Genomic DNA, 17904 nt, shown 5'->3' on the forward strand with positions numbered 1-17904 from the left:
CAGGGCGTTTTGCTAGGTGACCCGTAGGGGATTCGAACCCCTGTATGACAGCGTGAAAGGCTGCTGTGTTAAACCGCTTCACCAACGGGCCATTTCTAAGAAAGTGATGGCGGATGGAGTGGGATTTGAACCCACGAGACGGTTCGACACCGCCTACACGATTTCCAATCGTGCTCCTTCGGCCGCTCGGACATCCATCCGTATATATGAAGTGGATCAAAGCGATCCGCTTGTTTGCCTTTCAGAATTCATATGTTAGCATGCATTCATGTGAAACGCAAGAACTTTTTTAAAGAAGCTTAAAAAGTTCAATGTGACATAACTTTTCTGCTAGGCACAATAGCCATTGTAGCGTGTACAGGATGTGCTGTCAACGAAAAGTAATGAAAATCTCAACTTTTTATCTCTGTCTCCATCCATTGATGTGGAACACGCATATATCATTACCTGTCAGTAGCAATGTTACTCGCCGAATGCCGCGCTTTTTGTCGAGCATCCTCGTATCTGCACTAACAAGAGATCTCACCATAAAGAATGCTGAGATGGTATAATTTAACTGAGACAAGACTGGCGGTGGAAGACCACGGCACAGCTTCCTGTAAAGGGGGTGATGCTGATGGTCTCGCTCGGCACGCTTTACCTTTTCCTAAAAGTATTGGCAACCTTGCTAAGCCTCTGGTTTAGCAGCAGGAAGCTCTACCGATGGATAAGAAAGTGGCGTAACAAGCGAAAACCCACCGCCTAAGGTTGACCGCCTGACGGTGGGTTCGCTGTTTTTGTAATCTTGCGCGCCGTGGGTGTGCCACAGCTACTTGTCTCAGGAGCCTTGCCGCTGCAACGGTATTGGCTCCTTTATTTATATGTCGGAAATTCAATATCTCTACCAGTAGTTTAACACCCTTTTTCCATTCCATACAACCTAGGCAACGATTTGCAAATAGAAAGGATTTGAAATGGATGACCTCGATCCGTCTAGCTACTCCTCAAGACATTCCTGCTGTCTGTACGATTGATGAAATGGTGCTCGGTTCAACCAGTCGTTCAACTGAACTTCAAGAAGCCATTGAGCAAGGGCATTGCTACGTGGCGTTATTCGACATGAATATCGTCGGTTTTGCCCTCATCAATCAATCCTTTTTTAAGAATAGCTTTATACATCTACTCATTGTTCACCCTCACTATCAAAACAGAGGGATTGGCGAGGAGATGATGCGCTATCTGGAAACGATCTCCCCTACGGAGAAATTGTTCACTTCTACTAACCTTTCCAATAAAAGAATGCAACGTCTATGTTTGAAGCTCGGATACGCTCACTGCGGAACCCTTACTCACCTAGATCCAGATGATCCTGAAATGTTTTTCTGCAAATACGTTCGACATCCACTATGATTGATTCCGCTCATAGATCAAACGAAGTCCTTTTAGTGTAAGATTCTGATCCACAACATGGATACAAGAGGTTTCATTGGCAAAAAGTGCTGCCAGCCCTCCCGTGGCAACTACGGTAGGTCGTGTACTGTATTCATCCATGATTCTGCGTACAATGCCTTCGACCTGACCGACGAACCCATAGAAAATGCCGGACTGCATCGCCGCTATCGTATTGCGGCCGACTACACTTGCAGGCTTGGCGATTTCGATTCGCGGCAGCTTGGCAGCACGAGTAAAGAGTGCCTCTGTCGATATTCCAATACCAGGAGCAATCGCCCCGCCCCAATATTGCGCCCGCTCGTCTACATAGCAAAAGGTCGTCGCCGTTCCAAAATCGACCACGATCAGCGGTGTACCATAATGATGAATCGCCGCAACAGCGTTCACAATTCGATCGGAGCCTACCTCTCGTGGATACTCATATTTAATGTTCAATCCAGTTTTGATACCCGGTCCGACAAGCAGTGCTTTTTGTTGCATGTACTTCGCGCACATGCGTTCAATCGTAAGGTTAAGAGGGGGTACGACAGACGAGATAATTACGCCTCTCACCTGTTCAAAATCGAGTCCAACACTGTCAAATAAGCTTTTGACGAGCATGCCGTACTCGTCTTCCGTTTTATTACGATCTGTGGACACTCTCCAATGGTGTTGGAGCTCGTCGCCTACATACAAGCCCAATACAATATTGGAGTTGCCTATATCGATCACCAATAACATCGTGGTCGCTCCTTACCGCTTGCGCGTATTCAGATCGAGGCTAATATCAAATGCTTTGACGGAATGAGTCAGAGCCCCTACCGAAATGATATCTACGCCCGTTTTTGCAATGTCACCAATCGTCTCCAGACTGACACCGCCAGATGCCTCAACAATGGCCCGTCCATTGATAAACTGTACGGCTTCCACCATTTGATCGAGTGACATGTTGTCGAGCATGATCGTATCTGCACCTGCTGCCAATGCTTCCTGAACCTGTTCAAACGATTCAGCCTCTACCTCTACCGTCATCGTATGAGGTATGGCCGCGCGTGCCGCAGCGACAGCCTGGGCTATACCGCCTGCTCCTTTGATATGATTGTCCTTGATCATTACGGCATCATACAAGGCAAAACGGTGATTGTAGCCTCCTCCGACACGAACCGCGTACTTTTCCAAAGCCCTAAGCCCCGGCGTCGTCTTTCTCGTATCGACAACCCGTGCTTTCGTCCCTGTGACGGCTAATGCGTATTCACTCGTTTTCGTGGCAATCCCAGACAGACGTTGCATCAAATTAAGCGCGAGCCGCTCTCCACTCAAAATCGAACGAACCGAGCCGCTGACCTCGGCGATCTGCTGACCAACCTCCACTCGTGCTCCTTCTTCTACTTTTGCCTCAAAAACGAGAGTAGAATCAACCGTGGCAAATACTTGCTCCGCAATCGGCAATCCTGCCACGATTCCCGCTTCCTTCGCATATAAAATGCCGACACCCTGCTCCGATTCAGGAATCGTGCTCATCGTCGTCACATCACCAAATCCCACGTCTTCCTGTAGCCATTCCTCTATTTTTCGCTGAAGCTCCCGCTTATTCCACATCATGCTTCTCACACTCCTCTTGGACACCATCTTCTACGGACTGAATCAAATGCTTCCGCCAGACCAAATCATCTTTGTTCGGAAAATCAGTACGATAATGCCCGCCTCTGCTTTCTTCCCGCAAAAGTGCTGCTCTCGTTGTCAGAACGGCAGCATTCAGCAGATTGAAGAATTCAAACGTTTCCACGCTCTCTGGCTCGTACTGATAGTATTGCTCCATTCGCGCAAGCTCCGCAAATGCTTTCGTTAATCCTTTTTCGTCGCGCTTCACACTAACATGCCGCAGCATGAGCTTTTGCACTTTCAATCGTTGTTCACGTGTATTGAACGTTTGGGGCAATTTTTGCTTGGATACAACCTGGAAGGGATGAATGCTCGGCAAATCAGCCAGATGCTTAATCCGCTCCGCTATCCGGTGACCAAACACAACCGCTTCCGATAACGAGTTGCTGGCCAGTCGATTCGCTCCATGTACCCCTGTGCACGATGCTTCCCCGCATGCAAAAAGCCGCTTCGTCGAGGTCTCCCCGTTCAAGTCAGTCTGGACTCCGCCCATAATATAATGGCAAGCAGGAGCTACTGGAATCCAATCTGTCACCATATTCAGCCCGTATTGTAAGCAAAAATTATAAATCGTCGGAAAACGACGCTTAATAAGCTCCTCTGATTCGTGGGTGATGTCGAGATACACGAACGTAGACTTCGTCTGTTCCATCTCAGAGACAATCGCCCGGGCGACAATATCGCGTGGCGCCAGTTCTTTTTGCGGATGGTACTTGTCCATGAAGCGATCACCATTACTGTTACGCAAAATGGCACCCTCCCCACGAACCGCTTCCGAAATCAAAAAGCGCGGGGCTCCCGGATAGTAAAGCGCAGTGGGATGAAACTGAATAAATTCCACATCTTTAATGCGCGCCCCCGCCCGATACGCGATGCCGATCCCATCTGCCGTGGCGATTTGTGGATTTGTCGTATAGCGATAAAGCTGACCCGCTCCTCCTGTAGCCAGCACCGTTGCTTTGGCTTCCAGGAAAAACAGTTCGCCATCCGGCTTCCGCACGAGGACACCCACGCATTCGCCATCCTCCGTGATGACATCCACAGCAAAATGATATTCCAAAACCTGAATGTTTGGCTGCTCCATAACACGCTTGGACAAGGCGCGGACGATCTCTGCCCCAGTGGCATCCCCATTCGCATGCAAAATACGCCTTTTGCTATGCGCGCCTTCCTGTGTCAGCTCGTACTGACCTTGTTCATCGCGGTCAAATTCCGTTCCATATGCAATCAGTTCATGCAAGCGATCAGGGCCTTCATGCACCAGGACTTCCACAGCGTTATATGAGCAAAGACCTGCTCCAGCGATTAACGTATCCTGTCGATGAAGGGCAGGGGAATCTGATTGGGCTGTTACAGCAGCGATTCCTCCCTGAGCCCAGCGTGTGTTACTATCATCGAGTCCCTTTTTGCTGATCAACACCACATCCGCATACTCACTCGTTTGCAACGCCGTATACAACCCAGCAATTCCTGCTCCAATAACAGCTACATCTGCCCTCATCCGAGGCAAGGCGTGCAAATCAAAGTCCACAATATAACGGGGAATCATGACCGTGTCCCTTCTCTCTTGTAACTGATGATTTTCCACCCATTATAGCAAATACATGCTTGAAGGAGATGAAAAAAGAGCGTCCGCAAAAGCGAACACTCCCCTCTATCTGATTAATTGGAATGCGTTACACATTCCTTACACGTACCATATACCTCGAACTTGTGTCCCGTCACCTGAAACTCTTCCGGTACCGCAGAAATGATATTCATCGGACATCCTGGCAAAGAAGACGTCTTTCCACATTCCGTACAAATCACATGGTGATGATGGTGCCCATCTGTAGAACAGGCCAAACGGAATCTGCCTTCCCCGTCTAGCTCCGTCTCTTCCAGAATCCCCAGCTCAACAAAAGTGGAAATGTTGCGATAGACGGTATCGAAGCTGAGTGTTGGATACTGCTCCTTGATTCTTTCCATAATATCTTTGGCAGACAGGTATCGCTTCTCGGCCGCGCAGATTCGAATCATCTCCTCCCGCTTGCCGGTATACTTGAAACCATGTTCTTTCAATATTTGCAGCGCTTCTTCTACTTTCATCGACAAACACTCCTTCCTTTTGTCATATCCGGATAACTCTTACCGGAAAGCGACACGCAGCTTTTTTCCACCCAATACAACCAGCATAACCAGTACCGCCATCAGTACAATTGTACCACCAGATGCCCAATCAAGGAGATAGGCAAAATACAAACCACTCAGCACGGAAAACTCTGCGAACAAAATCGACAAGAAAATCGTTTGACGAAAGCTTTTTGCAATTTGCAAACTGGCAGCCACCGGAAGCGTAATCAGCGCCGAGATTAACAGGACACCGACAATACGCATGGAAGCCGCAATCGTCAGTGCAACGAGCACCATAAACCACAAGTTGATCGATCGTCTAGCCACTCCGGAGACGCGAGCGAATTCCTCGTCAAAGGAAACTGCGAAAAGCTCCTTGTAAATCAACAAGACCGTCGCCAAAACGACAACTGCCACACCAATCAGCGCATACAGGTCTTCGATGGACACCGTAACGATTTTTCCGAACAAGTACGAATACAAATCTGCATTAAAACCGTCGGCGATGCTGATCAATACCGTAAACAACCCAAGTCCCGCCGACAAAATAATCGGAATCGCCAAATCCTGATACGCTTTGTACACCTTACGCAGACGCTCGATGAACAACGAACCAATCACCGCAAACAGCATCCCGAAAAACAGCGGATTGACTGCGGAGAAGAAGGCGACCTTTTTGGAAATGAGCATCCCGGCAGCTACCCCGGACAGTGTAACGTGTGACAAGCCATCTGCCATCATCGACAAGCGACGAACAATGAGAAACGTGCCCAAAATAGGGCAGATCAGACCAATTAAAAGTCCTGAAAACAGGGTATACCGCAAAAAGTCATACTGCCACCAATCAGCAAGCATGTGCATATTCCTTCTTTCTTACCTATTTACAAAGCTTAATGATGATGAGACAGCAGTCTGACCGAGTCACCGTACATACTTTGCAAGATTTTTTCTTGGTTATGTTCAAATTCGTGTGCCGTTCCGTGGAAGTGAATCTTCTTCTGCACACAAGCCACCTTAGTCACCCACTGCGACATGACTCCCACATCGTGGCTGACGATCATCATCGTCAATCCGTTCTCTTCCTTCAGCGCACGAAGCAAGCTGTAAAACTGATCGATCGATTCCTGATCGACCCCAACTGTTGGCTCATCGAGGATCAGCAGCTCTGGTTCAGCTACGAGCGCGCGCGCTATAAATACACGCTGCAATTGCCCGCCGGACAAGTTGCCGATTCGTTGATCCAGCTTCTCCAACAAGCCGACACGCTCCACAGCGGCCCGTACGCTCTCATGATGCTGTTTCGTCAGTCTGCGAAAAAGGCCTACTTTGCCGACTAATCCAGATGACACGACTTCGCGCACCGTTGCCGGAAATCCACCCGCTCCATGTGCGACCTGTTGAGCGACGTACCCGATACGGTTCCATTCACGAAACTTGGATAGTGGTTGCCCGAACAGCTCCACTGTCCCTTTGTTTGGCGTCAGCAGACCCAAAATCAGCTTCATCAGCGTAGATTTCCCTGACCCGTTCGGCCCAACGACTCCCACAAAGTCTCCGCGCTCCAGTGTGAATTCAACCTCATCGAGAACCTGTTTGTCTTCATATTGAAAGGAGACGCCTGTGAGCTTAATGACGGGCACCTCTTGTGTATGTGGTTCCATGAAATATCCATCCCTTAAATCGGATTTGTTCTTATTTGATCCCCTTCATCGTACTACGATTTTGCCCGAACCACAAGCATCCTACTAATGAAAAAATGCCGCTTAGCAAGCGACATCTTTTCGAGGGAAAGCTTATTGGAGTGCAGTCTTTAATGTATTCATATTGTCGCGCATGATGGACAAGTAATCACGGCCTGCTTTCACATCGTCTTCCGTCAAACCTTCCAACGGATTGAGCGTGGCCGTCTTCACACCAGCTTCCTTCGCAATCACTTCTGCTACCTTCGGAGAAACCAACGTCTCGAACAACACATAAGAAATCTTGTGTTCTTTTACATGCTCCACCAAGCTCTTCAACTCAGCCGTGGATGGCTCATCAGAAGGATTGACCCCAGAGATCGCTACTTGCTCCAGCCCGTAGCGTTTTGCCATATAGCTGAATGCGCTATGAGAAACCATGAATTCTTTTTTCGGTGCTTGCGTAACCATATCTTTGAACTCTTTATCCAGTTGCTCCAGGTCTGTTGCTAGTTGTGCGTAGTTCTTTTCGTAATCGGCAGCGTGTGCTTGATCCTTTTGCACGAGCGTATTTTTGACTTTCTCTGCTTGTGCCTTCAGGTGCATCGGATCGAGCCATACATGAGGGTCCAGGTCGCCGTGCTCATGCCCTGCCTCTTCTGCATGCCCTTCTTCTTCATGCTCATGCTCGGCTGCGCTGATCAAATCGAGACCTTCCGTCGCATTGACGATCGTTGTCTTGTTTTTGTCGAGATTGGTTACAGCCTTCTCTACCCACAGCTCCAAACCACTGCCGTTGTATGCAAATAGATCTGCTCTGGACAGAGCGACCATGTCTTTTGCGGTCGGCTCGTAGTCGTGAGGCTCTACGCCAGCGGGAACCAGATTCGTTACCTCCACGTGTTCACCGCCGATTCGCTTCGCTACATATTCCAATGGATAAATCGTCGTGTATACCTTTGGCTTCGCGGACGCGTCACTGCCAGTTTGCGGAGTACCAGCCGTTTCGTTCGCTGCTCCACAACCGACCAGTCCTACTGCCGTAATGAAGCCTAGGGCAGCAACTATAACTCTTTTCATCTATATTTCCTCCTGCTCCAATTCAAAATGATTCCGATTTACGTTCTCGTCGTTTTTCATTATACGGAGAGGAGCCTAAAAAGTAAATAGGATTTATTCCGATTTAAAAATCATAAGTGTATATCTTCTCTCCCAGCTTCACAATTTCTCCATCTCATTATGATAAAATACTGGCAGGAGGTATGTCCAAGATGAAACGTAAATCATGGTTAGCCATTACTTTTATCACCGCAGCTCTGCTTACTGCTGGCTGTGGCTCTACTGATCAAGCTGAACAGAACCATAGCGATCACACCCAGCACGCTCCCAATGGTGATTTGCAGGAATTGACTGCTTCCGCTGATCAGCTACCGAAATTTTTAGATAACCAAGACCCTGTCATTATCGAATCCTACAAGGTTGCTGCGGCAAACCGTGAACTGCTCAAATCCATTCCATGCTATTGTGGTTGTGGTGAAAGCGCTGGACACGAGCATAATGGCAACTGCTTCATCAAAGAAGAAAAGGCTGATGGCTCCATTGTCTGGGATGACCACGGCACTCGCTGCGGCGTATGCATGGAAATCGCCGTTATTTCCGGCAAACTGAAAGAAGAAGGCAAATCTACAAAAGAAATTCGTGACTACATAGACCAAACCTATGGTCAAGGCTATGGAAAACCAACTCCTACCCCGATGCCTTCCTAAACGCATATAACAAGACTTCCCGATGAGGAAGTCTTTCTTTTTCCCCTTTTATGGAATACAATGATACATAGATAATCGAGGTATCGAAATCCGAGGTATAAGGAGATAGCTATGGCAGTTAACAAAGAACTGATGAAAGGCAGTACGGTCATTCTCATTCTTACCTTGCTCGAGCAAAAGGCGATGTACGGTTACGAGATGATCAAAACGATGGAAACTAGCTCGAACGGTGTGCTGTCTCTCAAGGAAGGCACCCTCTATCCCATTCTCCATACTCTTGAGTCGGAAGGAAAGGTCGAGGCGTTTTGGAGTGAGGGGGAAGGAGAGCGAAAACGTAAATATTATCAAATCACCCGTGAAGGCAAGAAGCATCTCAAAGAGAAAAAACAGGAATGGGAGTCTTTTCGTACCGCTGTTGATTCCGTGCTGGGAGGGCAGCCTACATGAACGGGAACAAGCGAATTGCGGATTACATAAAAGAGGTTTGTGATCAGATTAGGAACAAAGAGGTTCATGCAGCGATTACGCTTGAGTTGGAGAATCATTTCGCCGAAAAGATCGAGGATTATCGTGAGGCTGGATATAGGGAAGACGAAGCGACTCGGATTGCGATTGCGGAGATGGGTGATCCCGTTGAGGTAGGGTTGCATCTTCATCAGGCACATAAGCCGAGGATGGAGTGGGGCATACTTTCCATTGTCGTGATTCTACTTGGTGTCGGTCTGCTTACGTTGTATTCACTTCATGTAGCACAAGATCAACGTAATTACTTTGAAAAGCAGCTAATCGGAATAGTAATCGGTACCGTTGTCCTCGTGGGGATACTTTTTTGGGATTACTTCCTGTTCATCGTAGCCCTCGCGGGAATTTTCACGGAGTGGAAGAAGCACAATCGCTATACCAATACCATCATAAAAGCGATTGCGTACTTCCTGCCCCCTTGCCTGCTTCTCGCGTTATGCGAATACGAATTTGCCGTTCTCTTGTATGTCGGTGGCTACATCGCGCTCGTGATTGCCGCTAAGCCTAAAAAGCTTGTTGTTCTGAGTTTCCTCACTATGATTTTCACGAGTGTCGGCGCGATGGTTTACCTGTTCGCTAAACCTTATCAGCTAGATCGTCTGATTTACTACATGAATCCTTACCTCGAACCGGATGGAAGAGGATATATCATCATTCAATCCTTGAAAACCGTCCAGTCAGCGGGCTTATGGGGACAAGGCTTCGGTGCCTCTCTAAACATGTTGCCCGCCCTTGAATCTGACTATATTTTTGCCTACATGGTGTATATCTTTGGACCAATTGCAGGGATAGCCTTTTTCATTCTTGGCGTTATGCTGTTGCTTCGTTTGCTCCATGCCATCAGGCGGGTAAAAGATTTATATGGCTCCTTGCTGTTATCCAGCATGATTGTACTCTTTTTCACGCCGTTTTTCTGGAGTATTTTCATGACTGTCGGTCTGGTTCCTCCTATATCTGTGAATCTGCCATTCGTCGGCTTCGGAATCGTGCATACCGTATTGCAAATGGCCTTGATAGGACTCGTCCTGAACATTTACCGACGAAAAGACATCCAACCGTTGACCAAAGCTTCTTAAAAGAAAAAGGAGTAAAGCCCATACGCTCTACTCCTTTTTTCATTTCATCAAACTACCCATTAAGCAGGCGCTACCGCAAGCATACGCTCCAGCGATGCACGCGCCGCATCCGCAACATCTTTCGGAACAAAAATCTCCGGCTTCATGTTCTCCAGCGCCTCGACGCACTTTTTCAGGTTGTTCACCTTCATGTTCGGGCAAACCAGATACTTGGAAGCGAAAATGAACTTCTTGTCCGGACTGTCCTTTTCCAGCATGTAACGAGTGCCGTCTTCCGTACCGATAATAAACTCTTTGTGCGAAGACTCACGGCAATATTTCAAAATTCCGGTCGTGGAACCAACGTAGTCAGCCAGGGATACCACTTCTGGGCGGCACTCCGGATGAACGACAACCACAGCCTCAGGGTGTTGCTGCTTCAACGTCATGATGTCCTCCACAGACAGTTGGTCATGCGTGTTGCAGTACCCTTCCCAAATAATCATTTTCTTGTCCGTGAATTGGGATACATAGTGGCCGAGGTTTTTGTCCGGCACCCAAATGATCTCGTCACTGTCGATCGACTCGATCACTCGCTTCGCGTTGGACGACGTACAGCAGATGTAGGTTTCTGCTTTTACATCCGCAGAAGTATTGATGTAAGCCACTACCTTTGCATTTGGATGCTGATCTTTGAGCTTGCGCAGCCCGTCTACGTTTACCATGTCTGCCATTGGACAGCCAGCCCGTTCGTCGGGAATAATGACGGTCTTCTGGGGATTGAGAATTTTTGCACTTTCTCCCATAAAATGAACCCCACAGAACAAAATCACATCGGCATCCGTTTCTTTCGCTTTCTGCGCCAGTCCAAAGGAATCTCCAATGAAGTCAGCGACCTCCTGAATCTCGGGACGTTGGTAAAAGTGAGCAAGAATGATGGCATTACGCTCTTTCTTCAACTGCAGCAGTCGTTCACGTAACTCAGCGTTGCGCTGGGCTTTTTTTTCTAACGCTAAAGCGTCCATGGAAAAAATCCCCCTACGGTGGTGTCATAATTTACGGTCATTGTAAGCGTATAACCCCACCTTGTCAACGTGGTACCTGTAAACGGATTCACTTGGTGTTGAACAACCACTGCATGGCATCTGGAACGTACTGCACACCTCGCTCAAAAGAATGGAAGTCACTCTCATAAATTACCAGTATTCATACGACCATTATGATTGATAACAATTCTCAACAACAATGAGAAAAAAGCAGAAACCGACCTGTACAGACGCAGTTTCTGCTTTTTCATTCTCTACTCGCCTTTTTCTCCGAGAACGCGCTCCCGAATAAATCGGGCTACGCCTTCCTCATTGTGGTGTGGGGCGATATATTTGGCCACCTGCTTAATCTCGTCAGAAGCGTTTTCCATCGCGACGGAATATCCTGCTCCCGTTAATGCCTCACGATCGTTTTCTGCATCGCCAAATGCCATTACTTTCTCTGGGGAGATTCCCCATTTCTCACAGAAGTATTGAAGCCCTTCCCATTTGGAAACCCCTTGAGGAATCACCTCGACATTCTGCTTGCCGGATGAAGTGATGGTCACTTGCTCGCTCCAAGGCTCCAGTTGCACTTTTGCCCACTCCAGACGCTCCGGGTCATCATGCCAGATGAAAACCTTGACGATTTCCACTTCCCCGGACTCCAGCTTGTTCAGCATCTCAGCCAATGGCTCTACCCGAGCGAGCCTGTAGTAAGGAAACTTCAAGATCGAGAATCCTTCCACAGATGCGTCCTCACTCATCGTCGCTTCCAATCGTTCACGGTCTTCTTTGATCATCCAGCGATTGCTGTTGATATCATGAAGCTCATAATAAATCGATTCTTGCCTAAGTGCATGGATCGCACCGATTACCATCTCAGTAGGAAGGAGCCATCGACGGACCAGCGTGCCGTTCCCTTCGAAAACAGCGCCCCCATTGCTACAGACATAGCCGTCAAAAGGAAAGGAATCGATCGGAATTTGAGCGGAACCATACATTCTCCCCGTAGACAAAACGAGTTTGCAGCCTTGCTGTTGCAATTGGCGAAGTGCTTCTTTCGTTCCTTCTGTCATCTTTGATTCGTGATTCAGTAAGGTTCCATCCATGTCAAATGCAGCCATGCCCGGTGTAAGCAACATATCCAATCCCTCTCATTCGCTTTGGATTTGAGTCACCATAGTGAAGGAGAAGAAAAAGCACAGTTCTATTCGACTCTGACACGCCAGCAGGGGGATTCACTGGCCGTCTCCACTTTAAAAAAGGGACCGTCGAGCCAAAGCCACCCTACGGGCGGAAGTTTCTCAAGGAAGAAGTGTTCGACAAGCTTGGTCCCCATTTTAAAGTTCCGACTGGGTTGGCGTTGTCAAGGTCTACGAGCCCTGTGCTTTTTCTTCTCACTAGCTTTATTGGTTCATCGATACCTTTTAAAAACTTAACCTAATACTTTCCGATATTACAAAAAAGGGCACCTGAGGCGCCCCTTATTGTTTCGGTTCTTCTTTTGTATCTTCTTGTTTTGGTTCTTCGTTTGTTTCTTCTTGCTTTGGTACTTCTTTTACTTCTTCCAGCTTCGGTTGAATGTTCACGACCACATCTTTATTTACCTCTGGATCGTTATCCATTTTACCTGTTTCGATCAATTGCTTGATCTGCTCAGCATCGAGAGTCTCTACACGGAGCAGCGTGTTCGCAATCAGATCGAGCTGATCACGGTGCGTCGTCAGCAATTCTGTACACTTTGAGTAGCACTCGTTGATAATATTTTGCATTTCCTGATCGATTTCGTAAGCAATCTGATCGGAGTAGTTACGCTCATTGCCATAGTCGCGGCCCAGGAATACCTGTCCTTGACTCTTACCGAACTGCATAGGACCGAGCTTGCTCATTCCGTATTCGGTAATCATGCTGCGAGCGATAGCAGTCGCACGTTGGAAGTCATTATGTGCGCCGGTACTAATGTCCCCAAGCACTATTTCCTCCGCAACACGTCCACCCAACAGACCGACGATTTTGTCGAGCAGGTCCGTTTTGGTAGCAAAGAAACGGTCTTCTTTCGGCAGCATCACTGTGTATCCGCCAGCTTGGCCGCGCGGAATGATTGTTACCTTATGTACCATTTCTGCATTTCTCAGGTGGTATCCGATGATCGTATGACCTGCTTCGTGGAAGGCCACCAGGCGTCGTTCGTCTTCGCTCACTACGCGAGACTTCTTCGCTGGACCGGCAATCACGCGGTCAATCGCTTCATCTACCTCAGTCATGTTGATTTGCTTTTTGTTTCTGCGGGCAGTCAAGAGAGCCGCTTCATTCAGCAAGTTCTCCAAATCTGCGCCAGTGAAGCCCGATGTACCACGAGCAATCACTTCCAGCTTCACGTCTTCACCAATCGGCTTGTTGCGGGCATGAACCTTGAGCACCGCTTCACGGCCTCTGATATCAGGACGATCTACTGTAATTTGACGGTCAAAACGTCCCGGACGCAAGAGAGCCGGGTCGAGAATGTCAGGTCGGTTCGTCGCAGCGATCATGATGATCCCTTCGTTTCCTCCAAAACCGTCCATCTCTACGAGCAACTGGTTGAGAGTTTGCTCGCGTTCGTCGTGGCCGCCGCCGAGTCCAGCTCCGCGTTGACGACCAACAGCGTCAATCTCGTCAATAAAGATAATGCAAGGAGCATTTTTCTTTGCATTTTCAAACAGGTCACGTACGCGGGATGCACCTACCCCAACGAACATTTCCACGAAGTCAGAACCGGAGATACTGAAGAACGGTACACCAGCTTCGCCTGCAACAGCACGAGCGAGCAAGGTTTTACCTGTACCCGGAGGTCCTACGAGCAGTACCCCTTTTGGAATACGAGCGCCAACCGCATTGAACTTACGGTTGTCTTTCAGGAAATCAACGACTTCCTCCAGCTCCGCCTTTTCTTCGTCTGCTCCTGCTACATCGTCAAATGTAATGCGTTTCTTCTCTTCGTTGTAAAGCTTCGCGCGGCTTTTACCGAAGTTCATTACTCGGCTTCCGCCACCTTGCGCGTTGTTCAGAAGAAAGAAAAACAAGATGAAGATGATGACAAAAGGAATGATAGAGGTCAAGAACGTGAGCCAAATGCTATTGCCCTCCGCAGGATTGAACGCTACATTCTTCACCTTTTGCGCATCGATTTTCTCTTCGACTAGCGTCACAACATCTGAGTCATACAAAGGAACATTGGTAAAAAATTTGTTACTTTCCTGTCCCGGAATAGCTTTTGCCAACGTACCCTCAACCCTGTAAGTACCATTCTCTGGTCGAAGCGCCAACTCAGTGACGTTGTCAGCTTTTAGCTGTACCCGGAATTCCTGATATGTAAGTTTCCCAACCTTATCAGTACCGGAGAGGATGAAATTCACGATCCCGACCGTGACAAGAAAAATCAGTAGGTAGAACCCGGTATTACGAAAAAAGCGATTCATTCCTTACCTCCTCTCACGAACAGACACTTTTCACATTTTATCATAGAAAGCACGGTCTCCACAACAAACCTACTTCGTGTAGACCTCAGGCTTCAAGACACCGATATAAGGCAGGTTACGATAGTGCTCGGCATAGTCCAAGCCGTATCCCACTACGAATTCGTCTGGAACGTCGTAGCCCTTATAGTCTGGTGAAATATCCACCTTGCGACGCTCTGGTTTGTTCAAGAGAGTCACCACTTTTACAGAAGCAGCTTCCCGATGGCGCAACAACTCTACCAAGCGGCTCAGCGTCAGTCCACTGTCCATGATGTCTTCTACAACCAGCACGTGTCTGTTTTGCACAGATGTATCGAGATCCTTCAAGATTTTCACCATGCCAGAGGACTCTGTTCCACTTCCGTAGCTGGAAACTGCCATGAAGTCCATTTCGCACGGAATATCCATGTGACGGATCAGATCAGCCATGAAAACGACTGCGCCTTTCAGCACGCAGATAACCAATGGATTTTTATCCTTGTATTCTGCAGCCAGCGTCTTGCCCAATTCTTGAACTTTACCCGCGATATCCTCTTCTGATAGCAAAATCTTCTCGATGTCTTGATTCATGAAAAAACCTCCCGCCAATCTTCTCCAAACTCTACCCGCACGTGTAGAAAACGCCTGGTCTGTCCATTGACAGGCGCTACGGCGGAACGGCGCACACCTGGTACCAAAATCACCTCATCGCCCGCCGTCAAAAGCGGAAGTTTGTCACGCCATGCTCGCGGAAATTTGGCATCAATCAATAAATCTTTCAGCTTCTTTCCATCTGCTGAGCCAAACAGGGTGATACGGTCTCCTGGTTTTCGGTTACGCAAATACAGCGATCCTGGCAACTGATCGGCATCAAAAACCGCTTCATTCGCCGGGAGTCGCTCCCAATCCATGGGACCTTCCAGGTAAGTAATATGTACCGTGGCCTTGCTCTCGTCGATCCAGGTTACACCGGGAACGGCGAGCTCGTAACTATACGTATGTATGCGATCCTGTCGCTTCCTACGACGAAAATTGATTCGCTCGTACACCCGGTCGACAACCAGGTCATTCGGCAAATGCAATTCCGCAGAAGGGCGACTTCCCCCTAGCATGTGCAAAACGGTCTCCACATGTTGCGAAGACCATTCGGTATGTTTTGAGAGATAACTTAATATTAGAGTAATCATTCTCCTTTGTAAAGCAACGTCACAAGTTTGAAACTTGTCATTGTCCATTAAAAATGCTTCTGGTTTTTTCTCAATGGTTACCTCTTTCAACTGCTCCCGTGCCAGCCTCATTAAAAGTGCTTCGTCCTGACGGATTGCCTCCGCAGTAGCCAAGATATGCTCCCGATACTTGTCGTTCACTTTTCCCAATAAGGGCATGACATCCAGACGCAGCAGATTGCGCGTATACTTGCGCGATTGGTTGCTGCTATCCTCACGGGGGGTAAGTTGATGTTCCCGACAGTAGCCTTCCAGTTCTTGACGCGTTTTATGCAAGAGCGGACGCACGAGCTCAATAGGACCATCTGCAAGCATTCTTCGCTTCGGCATCCCTGTCAGTCCTTGCAACCTGCTGCCTCGCACAAAACGAAAGAGGATCGTTTCCACCTGATCGTCAGCATGATGGGCCAATGCCAGCTTGATCGCTCCTTGCGCGAGACCTACCTCTTCATACAGCCGATAGCGAATATCGCGACTTGCTTCTTGTCCGCCCAGTCCTGTTTTTTCCATATAACTGGGGACGTCATACTCAAACAGGTGGAAATCAACGCCGAGTTCACGACACAGCTTTTCTGCATAAAGCGCGTCCTGCCTTGCTTCTTCCCCACGAAAGCCGTGGTTCAGATGGACAGCATGCAGCTTCCAATTATACTGATATTGTTTATTGAGAGAAGCCAATATATGCAACAGTGCGGTAGAATCGTTGCCACCGGAAATTCCGACGACAATGGTCTCACCTGGAAGCAAAAGCCCCTCGGACTCAATCTCGTTGCGCACGCTTGCCAGCATAGCGGGCTCCTTTCCAAATCGTCAGAACCGAAATTCCAAATATAAGTCCAGAAGCAATCGCGCCGGCCACCATCAATGTCTTGGTCGCCTGGGTAATCCCTCCGACGTAATCATTGTTGACGAAGGCTAGCATGGCTTTGTAAGCCAACGATCCCGGTACCAACGGAATGATGCCCGCGACGCTAAAATTCGTAGAGGGAACTCGCAGTATAATAGATAAGAGCTGACTGAGCAAAGAGACAGCAGCAGCCGAAACAAACGTGGACAACAAGACCTCAGCACCGTAGATAGGAAGAATGGAGTAGACGAGAAAACCGATCACTCCAGCAAAACCACCCGCTACGATTGTTCGAACCGGCACATTAAACAGCACACACCACGCTACTGAAGAGGCGAAGCTAAGCGCCAATCCTTGTAACAACATCGTACTCACCTCGTAAACGAAAGAATAATGGCTGTGGCTACCGCTACGGAAACAGCTGTCAGCATGGCTTCTACTCCGCGTGAAACACCTGCAACCAAATCACCAGCCATCAAATCCCGAAGCGAGTTGGTGATGGCAATCCCCGGAAACAACGGAAGCATCGCACCAATAATAATGATACTTAAAGGCAACTGTGGAAAGAGCGTCACGCTCAACAACGCGAAAAGCCCACCTAATAAAGCGGCGGAGAACTCCGTAAAAAACTTCATCCGGACAAACTGTTCTAAATATTCCTGGCTCAGGTTCACAATCAACCCGGCCATCGCAGAAGGAACCAGACTGCTCCAATCTCCCCCTGCAAGCATAGAAAAGGAGCCGCTGGCCGTAGCGGCTGCTAGATGCTGCAACCATTTCGGATAAATCTGCTTTTTCTGATCGATCTCACGCAGCGACCGATAGGCTTGCTCCAAATTAATTTTCCCACCGACAAACTGTCGGGAAACATCATTCACGAGCGTAATTTTATTGAGGTTGGTCGTACGTTTTGGGGTACGAACCATTCTTGTATGATCCAGCCCACTGCAACGAAAGGACAGGATAATACTCGTGGGCGTAGCGGAGCTGTTGACGTCATCCATCCCCGCAGCCTTTGCAATCAATGCCATTGTCTCTTCCGTCCGGTAAGTCTCTCCACCGTTTTTCAAAATAATCGAGCCTGCCAACAAGCAAGTATCCATCACCAAATCTGAGGACAC

The 17904-nt window shown here is 48.3% G+C and carries 18 protein-coding genes and 2 tRNA genes; 4 read left to right on the forward strand and 16 right to left on the reverse strand.

What is annotated here, in order from left to right:
* Window positions 1-17 precede the first annotated feature (17 nt).
* Together ACFYU8_RS27210 and ACFYU8_RS27215 are read right to left on the reverse strand one after the other, a co-directional pair.
* Window positions 18-91: transfer RNA gene (locus tag ACFYU8_RS27210), tRNA-Glu, on the reverse strand.
* A gap of 16 nt (window positions 92-107) precedes the next feature.
* Window positions 108-200 (reverse strand) — tRNA-Ser (locus ACFYU8_RS27215).
* Window positions 201-957: 757 nt separating this feature from the next.
* On the opposite strand from ACFYU8_RS27215, the gene ACFYU8_RS27220 reads away from it, so the two are divergent.
* Window positions 958-1389 carry a GNAT family N-acetyltransferase gene (locus ACFYU8_RS27220; RefSeq protein WP_390305733.1) on the forward strand — a complete coding sequence of 144 codons (432 nt, stop codon included), beginning with the start codon at window positions 958-960 and terminating at the stop codon, window positions 1387-1389.
* On the opposite strand, the gene ACFYU8_RS27225 is transcribed toward ACFYU8_RS27220, so the two are convergent.
* The 7 genes from ACFYU8_RS27225 to ACFYU8_RS27255 all read right to left on the reverse strand — a co-directional run bounded on the left by ACFYU8_RS27225 (window position 1384) and on the right by ACFYU8_RS27255 (window position 7943).
* The gene (locus tag ACFYU8_RS27225) at window positions 1384-2151 is read right to left on the reverse strand and encodes a type III pantothenate kinase (protein WP_390305735.1); all 768 of its coding nucleotides are present in this window, start codon (window positions 2149-2151) and stop codon (window positions 1384-1386) included. The genes ACFYU8_RS27220 and ACFYU8_RS27225 overlap by 6 nt on opposite strands.
* 12 nt (window positions 2152-2163) lie before the next feature.
* The gene (gene nadC, locus ACFYU8_RS27230; protein ID WP_390305737.1) at window positions 2164-3012 is read right to left on the reverse strand and encodes a carboxylating nicotinate-nucleotide diphosphorylase; all 849 of its coding nucleotides are present in this window, start codon (window positions 3010-3012) and stop codon (window positions 2164-2166) included.
* On the reverse strand, window positions 2999-4621 hold the full coding sequence (nadB, locus tag ACFYU8_RS27235; protein WP_390305740.1) for an L-aspartate oxidase: 1623 nt from the start codon (window positions 4619-4621) through the stop codon (window positions 2999-3001). Before nadB ends, nadC begins: the two co-directional genes overlap by 14 nt.
* A 113-nt stretch (window positions 4622-4734) precedes the next feature.
* Complete coding sequence (locus ACFYU8_RS27240) at window positions 4735-5160, reverse strand: Fur family transcriptional regulator (protein WP_016740938.1); 426 nt, start codon at window positions 5158-5160, stop codon at window positions 4735-4737.
* A gap of 39 nt (window positions 5161-5199) precedes the next feature.
* Complete coding sequence (locus tag ACFYU8_RS27245; RefSeq protein WP_390305742.1) at window positions 5200-6039, reverse strand: metal ABC transporter permease; 840 nt, start codon at window positions 6037-6039, stop codon at window positions 5200-5202.
* Between the two features lie 35 nt (window positions 6040-6074).
* A complete protein-coding gene (locus tag ACFYU8_RS27250; RefSeq protein ID WP_390305744.1) occupies window positions 6075-6845 on the reverse strand; it encodes a metal ABC transporter ATP-binding protein in 771 nt (256 codons plus the stop codon).
* Between the two features lie 132 nt (window positions 6846-6977).
* Complete coding sequence (locus ACFYU8_RS27255; RefSeq protein WP_390305746.1) at window positions 6978-7943, reverse strand: metal ABC transporter solute-binding protein, Zn/Mn family; 966 nt, start codon at window positions 7941-7943, stop codon at window positions 6978-6980.
* 191 nt (window positions 7944-8134) lie between these two features.
* Here ACFYU8_RS27255 and ACFYU8_RS27260 point away from each other — a divergent pair, with 191 nt between their 5' ends.
* The 3 genes from ACFYU8_RS27260 (at window position 8135) to ACFYU8_RS27270 (ending at window position 10227) form a co-directional block, all read left to right on the forward strand.
* The gene (locus ACFYU8_RS27260; protein ID WP_390305748.1) at window positions 8135-8629 is read left to right on the forward strand and encodes a PCYCGC domain-containing protein; all 495 of its coding nucleotides are present in this window, start codon (window positions 8135-8137) and stop codon (window positions 8627-8629) included.
* Window positions 8630-8740: 111 nt separating this feature from the next.
* Entirely contained in the window at window positions 8741-9076 is a 336-nt protein-coding gene (locus ACFYU8_RS27265; protein WP_007729943.1) for a PadR family transcriptional regulator, read from the forward strand.
* Window positions 9073-10227: an FtsW/RodA/SpoVE family cell cycle protein gene (locus tag ACFYU8_RS27270; protein ID WP_390305750.1), complete on the forward strand. Its 1155-nt coding sequence runs from the start codon at window positions 9073-9075 to the stop codon at window positions 10225-10227. The genes ACFYU8_RS27265 and ACFYU8_RS27270 overlap by 4 nt, the downstream gene beginning before the upstream one ends.
* Before the next feature lie 59 nt (window positions 10228-10286).
* On the opposite strand, the gene nadA is transcribed toward ACFYU8_RS27270, so the two are convergent.
* The 7 genes from nadA to ACFYU8_RS27305 form a co-directional block, all read right to left on the reverse strand.
* Entirely contained in the window at window positions 10287-11231 is a 945-nt protein-coding gene (nadA, locus tag ACFYU8_RS27275) for a quinolinate synthase NadA (protein WP_390305752.1), read from the reverse strand.
* Between the two features lie 275 nt (window positions 11232-11506).
* Window positions 11507-12376 (reverse strand): HAD family hydrolase, encoded by an 870-nt coding sequence (locus tag ACFYU8_RS27280; RefSeq protein WP_390305754.1) that lies wholly within the window; start codon window positions 12374-12376, stop codon window positions 11507-11509.
* Window positions 12377-12718: 342 nt separating this feature from the next.
* Window positions 12719-14692 carry an ATP-dependent zinc metalloprotease FtsH gene (gene ftsH, locus ACFYU8_RS27285; RefSeq protein WP_390305756.1) on the reverse strand — a complete coding sequence of 658 codons (1974 nt, stop codon included), beginning with the start codon at window positions 14690-14692 and terminating at the stop codon, window positions 12719-12721.
* A gap of 69 nt (window positions 14693-14761) precedes the next feature.
* Window positions 14762-15301 (reverse strand): hypoxanthine phosphoribosyltransferase, encoded by a 540-nt coding sequence (hpt, locus tag ACFYU8_RS27290; RefSeq protein WP_390305758.1) that lies wholly within the window; start codon window positions 15299-15301, stop codon window positions 14762-14764.
* Entirely contained in the window at window positions 15298-16725 is a 1428-nt protein-coding gene (gene tilS, locus ACFYU8_RS27295; protein WP_390305760.1) for a tRNA lysidine(34) synthetase TilS, read from the reverse strand. The genes hpt and tilS overlap by 4 nt, the downstream gene beginning before the upstream one ends.
* Entirely contained in the window at window positions 16697-17149 is a 453-nt protein-coding gene (locus ACFYU8_RS27300) for a threonine/serine exporter family protein (protein ID WP_390305762.1), read from the reverse strand. The genes tilS and ACFYU8_RS27300 overlap by 29 nt, the downstream gene beginning before the upstream one ends.
* A gap of 5 nt (window positions 17150-17154) precedes the next feature.
* Window positions 17155-17904, reverse strand: a complete 750-nt coding sequence (locus ACFYU8_RS27305) for a threonine/serine exporter family protein (protein ID WP_390305764.1) — start codon at window positions 17902-17904, stop codon at window positions 17155-17157.

This window comes from Brevibacillus sp. NPDC003359 (assembly GCF_042878995.1).
Classification (GTDB): Bacteria; Bacillota; Bacilli; order Brevibacillales; family Brevibacillaceae; genus Brevibacillus.